Genomic DNA, 18,698 nt, shown 5'->3' on the forward strand with positions numbered 1-18,698 from the left:
CTGACCTGTACAAGATCAATTCTTTGTATTAGGTCAGCCCTTTTACATTATTATATTATATATTATTCAGAAAAGTTATTCAAAGATTTGATTTTGATTTTTGTTAGCACTTAATAAATAACAAACTCCTTTTTCCCGTTTTTAATTCTTTCCATATTATATCTTTGTTCAGATAATTTGTAATTTAATGCTATTATTTCCATACAACATTTGTTACAATATTTTTGTTGAGTTTTACAAATTTCGATAATCTACTCTCTTTAACACGATAAATATAATATAATCTAATATACCTATTAAAATAACATTATTTATGATTTAAAATAACTATAATTGAGATTTTTATAGATTATATTAATCTATTTTTATTGTAAATAGAGAGAGGGAGTAAATCGTGGGCATCATGAATGCAGGTGAGTTTATAGAAACCGTTTATTTTAAAGGTCTCCAAATTTCGTTAATGGCCGCTGGAGATGGAACCGAAGTAATCTATCATAAATTACAACCCGGTTCTAGTTGGGCACTTGGCCCGGAAGAGAATTGGACTGGTCTTGAATTTATATATATACTCTCTGGAAAATTACTTTATCATACGGATGAAAGAACAATCGAATTAAGTACTGGACAATCTTTCTCTGAGAGTCCCATAATGAAATTCACCAATTTTTATTCTCAGGAAGAAACTGAGTTTATATATGTAACAAGTCAGCCAGTTTTTCATAATTATAGCAAACTTTCTAAAGATTTAATGGAATTAGCCATATCTATTGAGGAGAAAGATGGCTATACCGTTGATCATTGTGAAAGAATTAAACATTATTCCATGTTGGTGGGAAAAGCACTAGAATTGTCCACTAAACAAATTACACTGTTAAATCTCGCCTCGTTTTTTCATGATGTTGGAAAGGTTAGAGTCCCATTAGAAATTCTTCAAAAACCTAGTAAGTTAACTAGTGAAGAATGGGAGATTATGAAAAAACATACCACATTTGGAAGACAGTTATTAGAAGAAGCGAACATCCCTCTATTAAATGAAATTGCATTAATTGTTGAACAGCATCATGAAAGATATGATGGAAAAGGTTATCCAAAAGGTCTGAAAGAAGATGAGATTACCATCGAATCTGCAATTATATCAGTTGTTGATTCCTTTGATGCAATGACTACAGACAGAGTATATAAAAAGGGCAAATCTGCCGAAGAAGCTTTTCAAGAAATTTTAAATAACCGGGGTACTATGTATCACCCTAAAGTGGTCGATACTTTTATAGCACTAAAAGAAGAAATAATTAAATATGAAAAAGGAGAGAGCTTATGAAAAAATTAGTATGGAGTTTATTAGCTGTAGTATTAATTGTATCCTTTCAAGTAAAGCCTGCTGAAGCTGCTTACCTACCTGAGTATGACAAATACATCGAAGTCTCTTATGATCAAGCAAGACAAATTGCAGATGCACTTGGACTCAAAAATGTACCACTAGGTGAACAAACTGCCCAGATTTCTTTTGATGTTCAAGAAAAAGTTATCGCGAAAATCGAAAAAATCCTTGGTAAAGAAATTGACCGTTACTATATTTGGTTAACAGTTAACGGCGAAAAAGTCCTCGGAATTGACCCTCCAATTCCACAAGCTTAATACAAAAAAGCATCGAAGGCATAATCGGTTTCGATGCTTTTTTATCCTTATATCCTAATAGCCTTTACTTAGACTTCCATATTTACGTAAAATTAATAAGTAACTTTATCCATCCAAAAAAAGAAATCCATAATGGGATACTAATAATAACTCCCCATTTTAGTCCATTAAAAAAGTTTGTTTGTTCTTCCATCGTTATCCACTCCTTATTAGTAAGTAGATCTATACATTTATTATATCAGAAAACGCTTTCATTATTACTGATTTTCTTATAACCTCTATGCTTATATTATTAATTTGTATACCTTTATAAAATTATTCTCTATTTTTAGCAAGTTTAAACATACAATTTTTAACTAACATGGATAATATCGTAATTTTTAACCGCTTCCTTAATTTTAGGTATGAAAAAAACCCGAAATCTCTTTCGGGTAAAATATATTTTAAGAGGGGAAACTCTTAACCTGTTTATAGAATACCGAATAATTATGAACAAATAATGAACAAAAGATTAAAAAATAAAAAAATCTATTATAAATTAAGGGATATATCTTTATAGGAAAATGATTGAAAGTCGAATAGTCCTTTATCTGTTAATTTCAAGGCAGGAATTACCGTTAATGATAAAAAAGATAAAGTTAAGAATGGATTAAAGGTATCATACCCTTGCAGAATTTGGACCTTATGATTTAATATTTTTAGTTGTTCGTACACGGTTAAATAATCTTGATCAGAAATCAATCCAGCTATTGGTAAGGGAAGTGTCGCTACAACTTTACCTTCTGATACTACAACGATTCCTCCCTTTATTTCTTGTAACTCTTGAATAGCAGATAGTAAATCAGCATCGTTTGTGCCAACTGCAACAATATTATGGGAATCGTGAGAAATGGTCGTGGCTATTGCACCTCTTTTAAAGCCAAATCCTTTCACAATCGCTTTTCCAATATTCCCAGTTTGATGATGTCTCTCGACTACTACAAGTTTTAGTTGATCCTTTTCTAATGATGGCTGAAAATAGCCATCTACTACTGGTACTTTTTCGATTACTTCCTTCGTTACAATACTATTAGGAATAATTTCGATTATATGGCATCTTTCAGAAGTTAATGGTAGCTTTAAGTCAGCTGATGACACTTTTGCACAATTTATTGTCGGTAAATTCGTACCCAAATAGGATGGTTTGAAGCGTTCCACTTCTCTTCTTAATTTTCCCTTTTCCACCACACATTGACCATTTCTATATACACTATGAATGGAAAATTCCTCAAGATTATCTAAAAGTAGAAAATCTGCGCGGTAACCTGGAGAAACTGCCCCGATCGAATCTAACTGAAAACATTCGGCAGCATTAATGGTGGCCATTTGAATAGCAATAATCGGATCTAGTCCTTCTTGTATCGCTAATCGTACGCTATGATTTACACTCCCCTCTTCCACTAAATCATCTACCAATTTATCATCTGTTACAAACAAACATCTTCGCGAATTTCTCATTGTTATTGCAGGTAATAAAGCCTTTAAATCTTTCGCAACCGTTCCCTCTCTTATCATCAGATACATTCCTAAATCTAACCGATCTTTTGCTTCTTGTAGTGTGGTTGCTTCATGATCATTTCGAATTTCAGCTGCGCTATATACATTTAATTTCTCTCTTTCAATTCCAGCAGCATGACCATCCATTAAACGATTTTGTTTTTTTGTCAAAATAAATTTATCTATCATATCTGACTGCGTTTCATAAACAGATGGAAAATCCATTATTTCTGCTAAGCCAAGTACTCTATCATATGAATAAAAGGGTGCTAAATCCTTTGCATATAGTGTTGCTCCATTTGAATCCTCTGGAACTGCAGGAACACAAGATGGTAACATGACACGAATATCTATCGGAAGATCTTCTGATGCATCCAGCATATATTGAATCCCCGCTGCCCCTGCCACATTTGCAATCTCATGCGGATCTGTGATAACAGTCGTTACACCATGCAATAATAATATTTTGGCAAATTCTTGCGGTGTAAGCATACTGCTTTCTATATGTACATGGCCATCAATGAGGCCCGGAACGATATATTTGCCTTCGGCATCAATTATTTGTTTCCCTTTATAGCTTCCAATTCCTGCTATTCTATCATCTGCAATTGCTACATCCCCATCCATTAGTTCTCCTGTAAAAACATTAACAATTTTACCATTTGTAATTACTATATCAGCTGGCTCTTTTTTGGCAGAAATTCTAATCCTTTTCTCCAATTTAGCTCTCAAGTCTGAATCCCCCTTTTTTATTCTGAATATTCACATTTTTAAAATTAAGCCACTACCACTTGAAAAGAATGAAACTATTTTATAATTTCTTAAAAACTCTACTATAAAGAACTTTATTTCCTGAAGTAAATCAAAGAATAACCAAAATAGAAAGGGTATAATGAAGAATTATTTACGAAAGCTAGATGATAATAACTTTAACTTAAATATATTTTTATTATTTTAATATATGTTGGTTTAATTTTCAATGAGTAAGAGTAATAAAACATATACATGCTTTCTATATTCCTTAAACAAAATATAAAATTAGTGGTAAGATAATTACGTGTCATTACTATCGTTAGAGTTGTTAAGAAAGGAGATATATCTTTATGTATAAAGATTTAATTCTAGGCATGCTTCGGGCTGGCATTTTCGGCTTTGGTGGTGGTCCTTCTGTTATTCCTCTGTTTCGTCACGAAGCAGTAACAAAATATAAGTGGATGGCTAATGATGAATTTGGGGATGCTTTAGCAATTGCGAATACACTTCCTGGACCTATTGCCACAAAATTAGCTGCCTATATAGGTTATCATCAAAAAGGGATAATCGGAGCAATCATAAGCGTAATCGTTCATATACTACCGACTTGTTTAGCAATGGTATTCTTATTTTCCTTTATCTCTATCCTCAGTCATTCACCAATAATAACAAGTATGATTGGAGCAGTCGTTCCTGTCATTGCCGTTATGCTTGGCTTAATGGCATATGAGTTTGGAGAAAAGGCGGTCAAAGGATTAGGAATCTATGCTGGAATTGGATTAACACTTGTCTGCCTTCTATTGCTACAAGTATTTTCCATACATCCAGGTATTGTTGTACTTATTTTTCTTATCTATGGAGCATTCCATTTTAAATTAAAAGATAAACTTCTACATAACAAAGAAAGAGGCATATAAGATGATTTTTGTAAGTATTTTCCTCAGTTTTCTTGTAGCAAATTTATTAGGTTATGGCGGTGGTCCTGCTTCTATTCCTTTAATGTATGAGGAGATAGTTAATCGATATAATTGGTTATCCAACATTGAATTTTCCAATATGCTCGCTTTTGCTAATGCTCTGCCGGGACCAATTGCTACCAAAATAGCTGCATATGTAGGCTTTGGAGTTGGAGGATGGGGTGGATTTATTGTTGCTTTATTGGCAACTATTCTCCCTTCAGCAGTTGCTCTTATTTTTTTATTAAAATTAATGAAAAAACATCAAAATTCGAAGATTGTCAAAGGCATGACGCTTCTTGTACAGCCTGTAATAACAGCATTAATGTTGGTTTTAACCTATGAAATGTTTCAAGATTCCTATCATTCCATCGGTATCATTCAATCTGTTTGCATTGCTGTCATTGCCTTTTTATTACTGCAGAAGTGGAAGGTACATCCTGCCCTAGTTATAATAATAGCCTTTCTATACGGAGGATTCATTGCTCCTCATTTAAGCTAAAAAGCTCTTTAAAAGAAGGGTTGGCAATTCATATCATAGAAAAAGATAAATACATGAGCTATGAAAGGTAAATTAATATACGAAATAGCCTGAATGAGGCACTCAGGCTATTTCTATTCCTATTAACTTTCATACAAAGCTCGCAGCTGGTTCCACTCCTTTATTCTATTCAACTCCTCTAAATGTTGATTATAGGGATGATCCTTTACATAAAGCTTTGTGGTATATCCTTGAAGCGTTTCTAGGACAGCAGGTTTATCATCAAAATAGTAGTCTAATTGAAGCTCCTGGATGATACAAATTTTCTCGTGATCTTCCATTCCACAAAAAAAATGACTATCAATCACCGGAAACCCTGCTTGCTTCATCCAATCTTTCGTCTTTTCGGCAAATTGTTTTTTTCGTGCTGTAATATAATAAACCTCATGACCATTACTAACAAGTTCATTTAGCGCTTCAATGGCATCTGGAAAAGGAGGACAATTTGTAAAATATATTTCTTCTCTAAGAGAGTTCCAAAGCTGCTTTCCTTCAGTAGCATTTAATCCAAATGGTTCGTGAATTTCAACCGTTTTTAATGCATGGAAGTCTTTTAATGGAATATTTTTCTTTAACTTATGATTATAAAGTTCAAAAGCATGTTGTCTTAAATTGATAAGTGTATCGTCTATATCAAAACCAAACTTCATTATTTCCTCCGTAGAAACACTATTTAATTATATCGGAATAAGCAGTTATTTTCATATCCGCGCCCACCCATTCCGTCTTTTCAAATCTTAAGGAAACTGCTTCATCTACTGTATCAATATCTTCCCCTTTAAATGGTGTAAAGGAATTGGCACCACCTACTATTTTAGGAGCAATATATACTAAATACTTTTGAATAAGTTGCTGGCGCATAAAACTTGCATTTACTTCACTTCCACCTTCAAGAAGAATATCTGTAACTCCACGTTTATATAATTCCTTTAAAACTATCTCCAAATCTAATTTCCCCTGAATAGAAGGAACTGTGAATAATTCTACACCCTTTTCTTTTAAAACAGCTGCTTTCTCTGATTGAAGGGTAGCACTTGTAGCAATGATTGTTTTTGCTTCCCTACAATCAGTAATATTAGCATCTAGGGGTGTTCTTAAATTTGCGTCCAAAATAATCCGAATTGGATTCTTTGATGGCCCCTCTAATCGAGTTGTTAATTTAGGATTATCAGCGAGCACAGTACCAACACCAACTAAGATTGCATCTACTTCATTTCTTAAAAGATGCACTTCTTTTCTTGCTTCTTCTCCTGTAATCCACTGACTATGTCCTGTATGGGTAGCAATTTTGCCGTCTAAGGTCATTGCTACCTTAGATATGACAAAAGGTTTTTCATGTATCATATTATGAATAAAACGTTCATTTAATTGCTGGGCTTCTTTTTTTAGAACACCAACTTCTACATCAATTCCTGCTTCCCTCAAGATGTTAATACCTCGTCCAGCAACTTGCGGATTTGGATCTTCTGTGGCTACTACCACTCTTTTCACTCCAGAGTCTTTCACTAAAAGTGCACAAGGTGGTGTTTTCCCATAGTGTGAGCATGGCTCTAGCGTCACATAAAGAGTTGCATCTTTTGCATGGTCTCCAGCCATTTTAAAAGCATGGACCTCAGCATGTGGCTCTCCTGCTTTGCGATGGAGGCCAGTTCCGACAATTACTCCGTCCTTTACAATGACAGCTCCCACAACTGGATTTGGATTTGTCTTACCAAGTGCAGATGCTGCAAGGTCTAACGCCATTCTCATATAATCTTGATCATGCTTCATACCTTATTCTCCTTAAATGGTCACTGTATTTTTCAAGGGAATATGACCAGATTTATTCACTTTCGTGTTTAAATAATTCTCATTATAAGTTGAGACATCCCCCCATAAAGGAATATTTTCTTCTGCTGTAAGACCAAGTTTTTTAAGTGCATCAAGCTTCTTTGGATTGTTAGTTATTAATTTAACTGGTTTTTGTCGAAGGGCTTGAAGTACTTTAATCGGTGCTTCATAACTTCTTAAATCATCAGGAAAATCTAGTGCGAGATTTGCCTCCACAGTATCTAGACCATTTTCTTGTAAAAGGTAAGCAAGGGATTTAGTAAATAGCCCAATACCTCTTCCTTCATGATTAGCTAAATAAAAGAGAGCTCCATTTCCATTCTCTACAATCATGCGCATCGATTCTTTTAATTGATATCCGCAATCACAACGTTTACTACCAAAAATGTCGCCAGTATGACATATACTATGCATACGTATTAATGCATTTTCTGCATTTTTGAAGTCACCGTATACTAAAACAGAGGATTGTTGATAATCCGCTAAATGTAAACTCGGTAAAGAACGAAGTACTTCCTCTTTCGTTTCATCTTTCTTTATCGGTAACCATGTATACCATTGAAATGTCACTACTTGATCGTCCAATTGAACTGGTAATTTTACTGGTCCAACTAAACTTAAATTCTGTTCTTCATTAAATGCGATTATTTCCATCTTATTTTGAAGAAGATCGATAACATTTTGATCCATTACAAAATCTCCTTTATCTTCTGTTATGTTCTTACTTTTATTTCTTATCGGTATAGAATTTTTGATTATTAAAGTTCTTTACACTTACTATATGTAAAATATAAAGAATGTAGACAAACTGATACTTACGATACGTAAGTAAGTTTATTATTATAAGAAACGCTCGTCAAGGAATCAGCTCGATTTAATTAACTTAAACCAATTGGATTACTCAACTTTCGCCCTTCATCTTTTATGCGTATAATCATATAGCAAATCTTTTTTTCGCACAATTCGTAACTACTTCCCTCAATTAAGAAGAAGCAAGTCCTATACATTGATTTTTTCCTTCAATTACTATATAATGTGACTGATTAGTCACATATATTAGAAAAAGATGACCAATAAGTCAAGGTGTACTTCCTATACGTCCAGGAGGAAATTACGTGAAAGAAAAAGAAAAAATAATTATAGATTCTGCCATAAAGTTTTTTGCTCAAAAGGGATTTTCTTCTACATCAGTGCAAGAAATTGCAAGTGATTGCGGTATATCAAAAGGAGCCTTTTATTTATACTTTAAATCAAAAGACTCTCTTCTTTATAAAATTATGCAATATTACTACGATGAATTGATTACTACTATGGAAGAAATAAGTCAAAGGCGAATCCCTGCAAGAGAAAAATACATCGATCAGCTTACCTTTATGTTTAATCATGCTTTAAAACATAAAGAGTTTATTGTCATGCAATCAAAAGAACAAGCTATTCCCTTAAATAATTCTATCAAAGATCTGTTAGTAAAAATGCAGTCCGAGCTTCAAAGTTATAATCTCCAAGGACTCCACTCTATTTATGGGGAAGAGAAAAAGCAATACCTTTTAGATTTGCTTATGATCCAAGATGGCCTTATTCATTCTTTTTTAAAACTTGTGATTTTAGAGCCTATTAATGTCTCAACAAGGGATATTTCCATCTACTTATTAAAAAGATTAGATTCAATTATAACAGATATGGACAAAAATAATGAGCATCCACTCTTTTCTACTTCTTTTCTAAAATATATAATTAAAAAGCCTAAAATTAACTTTATGGAACATAGCCATCAAGATATACTAGATGCTATTGCCTCCATCCAACGTAAGATTGAGCATGGAGCAAACAAACAAGAGATAGAAATAACACTAGAAGTATTAATGGCAGAGATTCATGCTGATGAACCAAGAGTACCCATAATTAAAGGCATGCTCTCTAACTTGAACGACTATAAAAACTTTGAAGAAGAACAGAAAACAATTGCTTCTTTTTATCATATCCAACTTTAAAAATATCCTGATAAAAAACTTTCATTGATTATGAAAGTTTTTTTATTGGTCAATAATGCAAAGGATAACAACTATTATGAGGTGTTTACTTTGCCTAATTCTATGCTTTCTAGATTTTTAAGATTACCGTTAAGTATTCGTGTTTTATCGATTTCCTTAACTATTATAATCCTATTCGGCTGCTTTATCACTTTAGTGGAACCAGAAACATTTCCCACTTTATTTGAAGGCATTTGGTGGGCCATTATTACTACCTCTACCGTTGGATATGGCGATTATGCTCCTATTACCGTTCTTGGGAGAATAACCGGCATGCTGTTAATCTTAACAGGCGTCGGATTTCTCTCTACCTACTTAGTAACATTGGCAACAGCAGCTGTGGCTAAACAAAACGCGTATCTGGAAGGAAAAACCACTTATAGAGGACAAAACCACTTGATAATTGTCGGCTGGAATGAACGGTCCAAACTAATCATCCATTCTATCATTAAAGATCGCGAAAACATTCCAATTACTTTAATCGATGAGTCCTTAGCAACAAATCCAGTTCCAGAAACTATTCATTTTGTAAAAGGGAATTCTAATTTAGATAGTGTCCTATTGAAAGCGAATATCATGACTGCTAGTAAGGTCATTTTAACAGCAGATCAAAACAAAGAAGAATTACAAGCAGATATGCACACTATTTTAACTTTACTTGCTATTAAAGGACTAAATGCAAATGTACCTTGCATCGTTGAAATACTTACTGCTGAACAAATACAAAATGCTAAAAGAGCTGGTGCAGATGAAATAATTGAAACAAACAGCCTTACTAGCTTTGTTATGCACAACAGTTTAAATTCACAAGATACGATGATTGCATTTTTAGAGCTTTTAAATCAATTGAAGGATAAAAAGCTTCAATTTATTCCAGTGAAGAATATAGAGGAAGAATTAGTTGATTATCTGACTTTAAACAATTTTTTATTAGCTGAGGGTAAATTATTATTAGGGGTCAAACGTGGGGGAACTAGTTATCTAAATCCAAAGTCTTCATTTGAATTTGAGGAAAAGGATGAGTTAATTATTATTACTTAGAAATGTTGTTAGCTAAATGAGTACAGGAAGTTGTCATGAAAGCAGATGAGAAAAATTCTTTTTTAAATTATGGTTTTTCGAGGCTGTCGCTCGCTTAAAACTGTTTCGAACCGCCTCCTCGAAAAACCAATTTTTTTCTCTTTCAATAAAGAGCTAAGTCTTTATTACAACCTGTTATGCTTCTAAAAATGTTTTACATGCTTCTACACACTCTTTACAGATTTCTGCACAATATTGACAATGGCGATGATCGTGTTTCTTACATTCATTTGCACAATCCTCACAAACAGAAAGGCATATTTCTGCAAATTCTTTTGCATATGGAGATTTTCTGATAATTGCCTGCTCTAAGTAACTACAAAATTGAATACTTTCCCTATTCATATGAATACAATCAAGCATTGGTGCTACCTGCTCTTCTGTTAAACATTCATTTAAGCAATGATTACAAACAATCATGCATTCCTGTAATGATTTAATCAATAACTGTTCTTTTTCAACAAGCATTCCTATTTCCTCCTTCTATTACCCCTTTCTATTTATTTAACCTCTCTTAAAACCTTTAAACATCTTGAATTAAAAATGAATAGAGAAGTAAGTATGTTTTCCTAAATAAAAAAGCTGTCGAATACTCAAATACGAGTATATCGGCAGCTCAATCCATTCTATCTTATAGACGACTTTCTAACTCTGCTTTTTTCTCTTCAAAGCCAGGTTTACCTAGTAAAGCAAACATATTTACTTTGTATGCTTCAACCCCTGGTTGATCAAATGGATTTACTCCTAATAAATATCCACTAATCGCACAAGCTTTTTCGAAGAAATACACAAGATATCCAAATGTATATTCATTCATTTCTGGTATTGTTACAATTAAATTTGGCACACCGCCATCTGTATGTGCAAGTAACGTACCTTCAAATGCTTTATTATTAACAAAGTCAACAGTTTGTCCAGCTAAATAATTTAGCCCGTCTAAGTCATTTTCTTCTGCTTCGATAACTAATTCATGACGAGGCTTATCTACTTTAACAATTGTTTCAAAAATATCGCGACGGCCTTCCTGCACATATTGTCCTAAAGAGTGAAGGTCTGTTGAGAAGTTTGCTGAAGAAGGATAAATACCTTTTTGGTCTTTCCCTTCACTTTCACCAAACAATTGCTTCCACCACTCAGAGAAGTATTGCAATCCTGGCTCGTAGTTGATTAACATTTCAATTGTTTTTCCTTTGTTATAAAGAACGTTACGAACTGCAGCATATTGATAGGCAATGTTATTTTTTAATTCAGATGTACCGAAATCTGTTCTAGCCGCTGCTGCCCCTTCCATCATTGCTGTAATATCCGCACCGCTGACAGCGATTGGTAATAAACCAACTGGTGTTAAAACAGAATAGCGTCCACCAACATCATCTGGGATAATAAATGATTCATAGCCCTCTTCTGTAGCAAGAGTTTTTAAAGCTCCTTTTGCTTTATCAGTAGTAGCATAGATTCTCTTTCTCGCTTCTTCTACTCCATATTTTTGTTCCAACAATTTACGGAAAATACGGAACGCAATTGCCGGCTCAGTAGTTGTTCCAGACTTAGAAATAACGTTAATAGAGAAATCTTTATCTCCAAGGAAGTCAATTACATCACTCATATAAGTGGAGCTAATATCTTTTCCAATAAAGATAATTTGTGGTGTTTGTCTCTTTTCTTTTGATAAAGAATTATAGAAGCTATGATTTAACATTTCAATTGCAGCACGTGCTCCTAGGTAAGAACCACCAATACCGATTACAAGTAAAACCTCTGAGTCGCTTTTAATTTTTTCTGCTGCTTTTTGAATGCGAGCAAATTCTTCTTTATCATAATCTACAGGAAGATCGATCCATCCTAAAAAATCACTTCCTTGTCCAGTTTTTTCATGCAAGGAATGATGGGCAACTTTAACTGCATCTTCTAAATATGTAATTTCGTGCTCTCCAAAGAAACTTAATGCCTTTGAGTAATCAAAACGAACGTGTGTCATAAATGATCCTCCAATATAATTAATTTATACTCCTCTTCCACTTTATCGGAAGTAGAAAAAGTAATCAAGAAAGAACTTGATATGAAAACGGATACAAACTGTTTTTTTTTTAATTTTTTCACCAATTATTCCATTTCTTCTCTATTACAGAAAGACGAACAAACAATTCATGCGAACTGTTTGCTCGTCTTTCTTCATTTTTTATAAAGAGGCTTTATAAATTGCTAAAACATCCTCTGCATCTAACACTTTAAATTGGCCAAATCCACCATTCGTCATTGCTTTTTCAACCATTAACTCAAGTTTACTATCATCAATGTCGTAATCAGCTAAACGAGAAGGTGCACCAAGGTCATTCCAGAATGCTCGTAATTTCTCAATTCCTTCTAGACCAGCTTCTTCCGCTGTTTTCCCTTCTGGGTCTACCCCAAATACGCGAACAGCTAATTGCTTAAAGCGTTCTGGTTTTACTGCTAAATTATGCTTCATCCAATTAGGGAAAAGAATGGCAAGTCCTCCACCATGAGGAATATCATACACTGCAGAAACAGCATGTTCAATGTTGTGGGTAGCCCAATCACCACGATATCCCATATTAAGCATACCATTAAGAGCCATCGTTCCACAATATAATATTGCAGCACGATATTCATAATTTTCTAGGTCGTTTACAAGTTTTGGCCCAAACTCTATAACCGTTTTCAATACAGATTCACACATATAATCCTGTAATTCTGTGTGTTCTTCTAAATGGAAATAATGTTCAAACACATGTGACATCATATCTACAATTCCGTATATTGTTTGATCTTTCGGAACTGTATATGTATTTTCCGGATCTAAAATAGAAAATACCGGGAATGTAAATGGACTTCCCCAGCCAACTTTCTCTTGTGTTTCCCAATTAGTAATAACAGAGCCAGAGTTCATTTCAGAACCAGTGGCTGCAAGTGTTAAAACTGTGCCAAATGGTAACGCTGCTTTAGGCATAGCTTTTTTTGTGATGAACTCCCAAGGGTTCCCATCAAATTTTGCTCCTGCTGCAATGGCCTTAGTACAGTCAATAACGCTTCCTCCACCAACTGCTAAAATAAAATCAATGCCTTCTGTTTTACATATATCAACTCCACGTTGTACAGTAGTTAATCGAGGATTGGGCTCTACACCAGATAATTCAAATACCTCTTTGCCATTTTCCTTTAAGATGGTCATTACATTATCATATAGACCGTTTCTTTTAATACTTCCTCCTCCGTATACTAAGAGGATTTTTTTACCATAGGAAGCTAATTGATCTTTTAGTTGTGCCAATTGCCCTTTACCAAAAATAAGTTTTGTCGGGTTATAAAAAACAAAGTTTTCCAAATGAATGCCTCCCATTCTGTTTTTACATTAGTATAAAGAAATACTAATTGTACGCTTATTATTAATCAAACTTATGAGAAAATCAAAAGATTGAGCTTAGTACTGACAAATAGTATGTGTTTTCTCTATCATTCATTATTCGTTAAATTTTCCCCAAATGCATACTTTCGTGAATTCTACTAAGAATAAGAAAGATTCCACTATATTTTTTAAGGAGGACATAAAATGAGCGCAATCCAAAGAGTTGCATTAATATTAACGATTATAGGAGCAATAAATTGGGGATTAATTGGCTTTTTTCAATTTGATTTAGTGGCAACATTATTCGGCGGCCAAGGATCTGTCGTTTCTCGTATTATTTACGGTTTAGTCGGAATTGCAGGATTAATTAACCTTGGTTTATTATTTAAGCCATCTTCTGCAGCTGAAAGAGAGTCTATCCCAAAAACAGCTAGATAAATAAAAATGGATAAACAAAAATAAAGCCGAACAATTCAACTTGCTGAATTGTTTGGCTTTTTTGTAAGGAATGGTTCGTTTTTATTTAGTTTAGATCCTGGATATCCTCATTTAATACTTGCTTTATACGCTCTATCGCCCAATCTAGCTCTTCCTTCGTAATCGTTAATGGTGGAGCAAAGCGAATGACGGAATCATGGGTTTCTTTGCATAACAGTCCTACTTCTTTTAACTTTTCACAATAAGTTCTAGCCTCAACCTTTAATTCAACCCCTATAAACAATCCTCTTCCGCGTATTTCTTTTATTATTGGATTTGTTATTTCCGATAACTTTTGAAGAAAGTACTCGCCTAATTGCGCCGAACGATCGGTCAAATTCTCTTCTAAGATTACATCTATAGCTGCAATTGATACAGCACACGCCATTGGATTTCCTCCAAAGGTTGATCCATGAGAGCCTGGATTAAAAACACCTAATATGTCTTTATCTGCAACTACACATGAAATAGGAAAGACTCCTCCTCCAAGCGCTTTTCCTAAAATATACATATCTGGTACAATATCGTACCACTCACTCGCAAATAATTTACCTGTTCTTGATAGACCTGTTTGAATTTCATCGGCAATAAACAAAACATTATTAGCCTTACATAATCGATAGGCTTCTTCCATAAAGCCTAGAGGCGGAATGATAATACCAGCCTCCCCCTGAATTGGTTCTACAATAAATGCGGCTGTATTTGCGGTAATCGCTTCTTGTAATTGTTCAATATCTCCATAGGCAATTGTTTTAATCCCTGGTAATAATGGTCCAAATCCGCGTTTATATTCTTCATCCGAGGAAAGAGAAACGGCTCCCAGTGTTCTTCCATGAAAATTCCCCTCGCACACAATGAGTTCTGCTTTGTCCTTTTCTATTCCTTTGCAGTCATATCCCCATCTTCTTGCTGCTTTGATAGCAGTTTCTACGGCTTCAGCACCTGTATTCATCGGTAAGATCATCTCTTTTTTTGTTAGGGAGCTAATCTTTTCATACCAAGGACCTAATTGATCATGATGAAAGGCTCGAGAAGTTAAGGTTACACGGTCCGCTTGTCTCTTCAATGCTTGGATTATTTTAGGATGACGATGCCCTTGGTTTAATGCGGAATAAGCACTCAGCATATCCATATATTTATTTCCTTCAGGGTCGGTAATCCAGACTCCTTCTGCTCCTGAAATAACAATCGGCAATGGATTATAATTTTTTGCTCCATATTTCTCTGACTGTTCCATTAGTGAGATAGATTTATTAACTTCTTGTACCATTTAATCATCCTCCCATTTAATGTATAAATGTAAGTAAATATCTATATTATTAACTTTAGCTGATTTTTCTACAGATGGATAGATATTTATTTTCTAAAAATTCATTCTAGATTACCTCTCCCTTGAAAAGCGCAAAAAAGGCTGCCCAATGTGTAATTCACATTGGACAGCCCTTTATAAAATGTTATTTTTTAATTAAATCATCGCGGTTAGATTGATCAATCCACTCTTGTAATTTATCTTTTAACGTATTAAATCCTTGTACGTTTTCTGTTTCAGCTACAGCAGCTGTTTGACGTTTAGGACGAGGTTTTTTTGCTTTAGCAGCTTCTGGTTGCGCTGGTGCTTCTTCTGTTGCACGGATAGAAAGACCAATTTTCCCAGCATTTTCGTCAATGGAAAGAACTTTAACGTTCACTTCATCGCCAACTTTTAAAAATTCATTAATATCTTTTACATAACCATGGGTTACTTCAGAAATATGAACTAAACCTTGTGTATTTTCATCTAAAGAAACAAACGCACCATATGGTTGAATGCCTGTTACCTTTCCTGTAATAACACTTCCAACTTCAATTTTATCTGACATGAGAACACTCCTAATTGTTTATATTAATTTTCCTTTTATATGCATTATAAGATTATATCACAATATCGCCATATTTACAAAAGGATTTATTTTTACTGTTATAATTCCCGTTAATCTTTTGCTTAAACTATGACCTTTACGGAAACCAGCTTAAATAAAAAAAGGCATTTGAAAGGATGGGACTTCCCATCTATTCAACACCTCTTTTTGCCTTTATTTAGAATATTTTTCGACAAATCGCTTCATTCGTTTCATAGCTTCTTGCAATTGTTGCAACGATGTAGCATAGGAACAACGAACGTGTCCTTCGCCACTTTCACCAAATACACTTCCTGGCACAACTGCTACTTTTTCTTCCATCAGCAGTCTTTCTGCGAATGACTCTGCATTCATTTTTGTCGCTGTTATATTAGGAAACGCATAAAAAGCTCCCCCAGGCATATGACAAGTTAACCCCATATCATTTAAGGATTGAACGATAAAATTCCTTCTGCGCCGGTAGCTTTTCTTCATTTCTTCTACATCGTTTTCACCACTTCGCAATGCTTCTAATCCAGCATATTGAGCCATCGTTGGGGCACACATTAAACTATATTGATGAATCTTTAGCATCGCTTGAATTAATTCCTCTGGTCCACAAACAAAACCTAGTCTCCAGCCTGTCATGGCAAATCCCTTTGAAAAACCAGAAAGGAGAATAGTACGTTTCCATGCTCCCTCTATTGCTGCTGTACTTGTATATTCTTCATCATAGCAAAGCTCTGCGTATATTTCATCGGAAAGAATAAGCAAGTCATGCTTTTCTGCTACTGCCACAATTGCTGCAAGCTCCTCTTGAGAGAGTGTGGATCCGGTAGGATTATTAGGCGAACAAAGCATAATTGCTTTTGTTCGGTCCGTAATGACTTCTTCTAGTTGAAAAGGCTTGATTTTAAAATTATTCTCCTTTAAGCTTTGAACCGCAATTGGAACCCCTCCTGCAAGCGTTACTAACGGTGCATATGAAACAAAGCATGGTTCAACAACAATAACCTCTTCTCCTTGGTTCAAAATAGCCCGTAAAGCGATATCGATTGCCTGACTAGCTCCAACAGTTACAATGATTTCTGAAGATGGCTTATAGGATACCGTAAATCTTTTTTGCATATAATGACTGATTTCCTCTCGAAGCTCGAGTAGTCCAGGATTTGCCGTATATGAGGTATACCCTTGTTCGAGTGATAAAATTGCTGCCTCTCTTGTTGACCAGGAGGTGACAAAATCTGGCTCTCCTACACCGAGGGAAATAACTCCTTCCATACCGGATGCTAAATCAAAAAATCTGCGTATTCCGGATGGTTTCATTTCCTCAACCTTTTGTGCAATATAACTTTTTGTTTGTCTCATTACGGTGACACCACAATTCTTTTGTCATCATCCGATTGTTCAAATATTGTTCCATCATGCTTATATTGTTTTAAAATAAAATGAGTTGTTGTTGAGATAACTGAATCCAATGTAGATAGTTTTTCTGAAACAAATCTTGCTACTTCATTCATCGATTTGCCTTCAATAATAACTGATAAATCATATGCTCCTGACATTAAATATAGTGACTTAACCTCTTTAAAACGATAAATTCTTTGAGCAACCTCGTCAAAGCCTACCCCTCTTTTAGGTGTAACTTTTACATCAATCATTGCAGTAACACCTTCATGACCTTCCACTTTTGACCAATCTACTATTGATGTATAACGCACTACGACATTTACTTCTTCTAATTTCGCAATCAACTCTTTTGTCTTTTCTAAATCTTCCCCAATCATCTTAGCTATATCTTCATCAGAAATCCTCGCATCTTTTTCTAGAATTTCTGCAATTTCAATTTCTTTATCTGTTAGTTTCATGTCCATCCTCCTGCTTGCCTTTTAAATATTCTCATTATATCAAATTATCACTAAATTTAATGCGCTAATTTCATTTTTTAAAACCAAAATTATATGCAAATTATTTGCTGGAATTTCTATCTATAAAAAAACTTTAGAAGTTGGAAAGAGAAGCAATTGATAACTTTTTATTCAGCAAAAAGAGTTTATTTGACTCTCTAAAAAGAGCAGGAACTGTTTCGTTTTAGAGATAAAAGTTTATGAGAGATTGCTGTGCAATCCTCTAAAGGGAGCTTCTCTTCAAAAGAAAATTCAAAGATAGCTTGGATAGAAGCTGCTAGATCATCTTCCAAATCAACATCATGTATTGCTTGAAGAATATCCGCAATTTCAGTATCATAATTGCCCTCTCCTATTGAAAAAGGGTCCCATTCATTTAATAAACGCACACATTCTAAATTAATTTCCTGACTATTCATCCGTTGTCACCTTTCGTTCCATTTGTTCAGAAACCATTCTATCATATATCCTTCTGAAGAAGATAACAGAAATGAAGAGCCCCCTCCAATCTAGCTATTTTAAAGGTAAATTTTTATTGACAATTCAGTATTTTAGCTTTATTATTCATTTAGTGAAAATTCCATAATTACTTATCAAGAGAGATTGAGGGAACAGGCCCGATGACATCCAGCAACCTCCTTTCCTAAAGGAAGGTGCTAACTCCTGCAGAATGACTTATTCTGAAAGATAAGATCGGTATATTTAATACGAT

19 protein-coding genes and 1 riboswitch are annotated in these 18,698 nt (G+C 34.3%); of the genes, 7 read left to right on the plus strand and 12 right to left on the minus strand.

Annotated features, from left to right (window positions below):
• Positions 1-403 precede the first annotated feature (403 nt).
• Positions 404-1,318 (plus strand): HD domain-containing phosphohydrolase, encoded by a 915-nt coding sequence (locus tag MHH96_RS24755; RefSeq protein ID WP_217275771.1) that lies wholly within the window; start codon positions 404-406, stop codon positions 1,316-1,318.
• Positions 1,315-1,635 carry a hypothetical protein gene (locus MHH96_RS24760; protein ID WP_047942189.1) on the plus strand — a complete coding sequence of 107 codons (321 nt, stop codon included), beginning with the start codon at positions 1,315-1,317 and terminating at the stop codon, positions 1,633-1,635. The genes MHH96_RS24755 and MHH96_RS24760 overlap by 4 nt, the downstream gene beginning before the upstream one ends.
• Positions 1,636-2,166: 531 nt before the next feature.
• On the opposite strand, the gene ade is transcribed toward MHH96_RS24760, so the two are convergent.
• Positions 2,167-3,903, minus strand: a complete 1,737-nt coding sequence (gene ade, locus MHH96_RS24765; protein WP_061799012.1) for an adenine deaminase — start codon at positions 3,901-3,903, stop codon at positions 2,167-2,169.
• Positions 3,904-4,274: 371 nt separating this feature from the next.
• Between ade and MHH96_RS24770 the strand changes: the two genes are divergently transcribed.
• Positions 4,275-4,841, plus strand: a complete 567-nt coding sequence (locus MHH96_RS24770) for a chromate transporter (RefSeq protein WP_061799014.1) — start codon at positions 4,275-4,277, stop codon at positions 4,839-4,841.
• A gap of 1 nt (position 4,842) precedes the next feature.
• Positions 4,843-5,382 carry a chromate transporter gene (locus tag MHH96_RS24775; protein ID WP_061799016.1) on the plus strand — a complete coding sequence of 180 codons (540 nt, stop codon included), beginning with the start codon at positions 4,843-4,845 and terminating at the stop codon, positions 5,380-5,382.
• A gap of 122 nt (positions 5,383-5,504) precedes the next feature.
• Here the strand turns inward: MHH96_RS24775 and MHH96_RS24780 are convergent, their stop codons facing one another.
• Genes MHH96_RS24780 through MHH96_RS24790 form a run of 3 tightly spaced genes read right to left on the minus strand, consistent with a single transcriptional unit; the run spans position 5,505 to position 7,941 of the window.
• Entirely contained in the window at positions 5,505-6,071 is a 567-nt protein-coding gene (locus MHH96_RS24780; protein ID WP_047942193.1) for a 5' nucleotidase, NT5C type, read from the minus strand.
• 19 nt (positions 6,072-6,090) lie between these two features.
• Positions 6,091-7,191, minus strand: a complete 1,101-nt coding sequence (gene ribD, locus MHH96_RS24785; protein WP_328283371.1) for a bifunctional diaminohydroxyphosphoribosylaminopyrimidine deaminase/5-amino-6-(5-phosphoribosylamino)uracil reductase RibD — start codon at positions 7,189-7,191, stop codon at positions 6,091-6,093.
• A 12-nt stretch (positions 7,192-7,203) separates the two neighbouring features.
• A complete protein-coding gene (locus MHH96_RS24790) occupies positions 7,204-7,941 on the minus strand; it encodes a GTP cyclohydrolase II (RefSeq protein WP_047942195.1) in 738 nt (245 codons plus the stop codon).
• 425 nt (positions 7,942-8,366) lie between these two features.
• On the opposite strand from MHH96_RS24790, the gene MHH96_RS24795 reads away from it, so the two are divergent.
• Both MHH96_RS24795 and MHH96_RS24800 read left to right on the plus strand, forming a co-directional pair.
• On the plus strand, positions 8,367-9,242 hold the full coding sequence (locus tag MHH96_RS24795) for a TetR/AcrR family transcriptional regulator (protein ID WP_047942196.1): 876 nt from the start codon (positions 8,367-8,369) through the stop codon (positions 9,240-9,242).
• Between the two features lie 90 nt (positions 9,243-9,332).
• Positions 9,333-10,322, plus strand: coding sequence for a potassium channel family protein (locus MHH96_RS24800; protein WP_341118290.1), 990 nt, complete (start codon positions 9,333-9,335; stop codon positions 10,320-10,322).
• Positions 10,323-10,496: 174 nt separating this feature from the next.
• Here MHH96_RS24800 and MHH96_RS24805 read toward each other — a convergent pair whose 3' ends face one another.
• The 3 genes from MHH96_RS24805 to MHH96_RS24815 form a co-directional block, all read right to left on the minus strand.
• Positions 10,497-10,829 (minus strand): four-helix bundle copper-binding protein, encoded by a 333-nt coding sequence (locus MHH96_RS24805; protein ID WP_047942197.1) that lies wholly within the window; start codon positions 10,827-10,829, stop codon positions 10,497-10,499.
• Between the two features lie 163 nt (positions 10,830-10,992).
• Entirely contained in the window at positions 10,993-12,339 is a 1,347-nt protein-coding gene (locus MHH96_RS24810) for a glucose-6-phosphate isomerase (RefSeq protein ID WP_061799020.1), read from the minus strand.
• Positions 12,340-12,540: 201 nt separating this feature from the next.
• A complete protein-coding gene (locus tag MHH96_RS24815; protein ID WP_061799022.1) occupies positions 12,541-13,704 on the minus strand; it encodes an iron-containing alcohol dehydrogenase in 1,164 nt (387 codons plus the stop codon).
• A 225-nt stretch (positions 13,705-13,929) separates the two neighbouring features.
• Here MHH96_RS24815 and MHH96_RS24820 point away from each other — a divergent pair, with 225 nt between their 5' ends.
• The gene (locus MHH96_RS24820; protein WP_047942200.1) at positions 13,930-14,163 is read left to right on the plus strand and encodes a DUF378 domain-containing protein; all 234 of its coding nucleotides are present in this window, start codon (positions 13,930-13,932) and stop codon (positions 14,161-14,163) included.
• 85 nt (positions 14,164-14,248) lie between these two features.
• On the opposite strand, the gene MHH96_RS24825 is transcribed toward MHH96_RS24820, so the two are convergent.
• From MHH96_RS24825 to MHH96_RS24845, 5 genes are all read right to left on the minus strand, one after another.
• A complete protein-coding gene (locus MHH96_RS24825) occupies positions 14,249-15,472 on the minus strand; it encodes an ornithine--oxo-acid transaminase (RefSeq protein WP_047942201.1) in 1,224 nt (407 codons plus the stop codon).
• Between the two features lie 184 nt (positions 15,473-15,656).
• Entirely contained in the window at positions 15,657-16,061 is a 405-nt protein-coding gene (yugI, locus tag MHH96_RS24830; RefSeq protein WP_061799032.1) for a S1 domain-containing post-transcriptional regulator GSP13, read from the minus strand.
• A gap of 213 nt (positions 16,062-16,274) precedes the next feature.
• Positions 16,275-17,447, minus strand: coding sequence for an aminotransferase (locus MHH96_RS24835; protein ID WP_047942203.1), 1,173 nt, complete (start codon positions 17,445-17,447; stop codon positions 16,275-16,277).
• A complete protein-coding gene (locus tag MHH96_RS24840; protein ID WP_047942204.1) occupies positions 17,447-17,947 on the minus strand; it encodes an Lrp/AsnC family transcriptional regulator in 501 nt (166 codons plus the stop codon). Before MHH96_RS24840 ends, MHH96_RS24835 begins: the two co-directional genes overlap by 1 nt.
• 197 nt (positions 17,948-18,144) lie before the next feature.
• Positions 18,145-18,405: a DUF1871 family protein gene (locus MHH96_RS24845; protein ID WP_047942205.1), complete on the minus strand. Its 261-nt coding sequence runs from the start codon at positions 18,403-18,405 to the stop codon at positions 18,145-18,147.
• A gap of 168 nt (positions 18,406-18,573) precedes the next feature.
• Positions 18,574-18,680, plus strand: a riboswitch (SAM riboswitch).
• Positions 18,681-18,698 lie beyond the last annotated feature (18 nt).

Origin of the sequence: Niallia sp. FSL K6-0212 (assembly GCF_038007605.1) — a bacterium.
Lineage (GTDB): Bacteria > Bacillota > Bacilli > Bacillales > Cytobacillaceae > Niallia > Niallia circulans.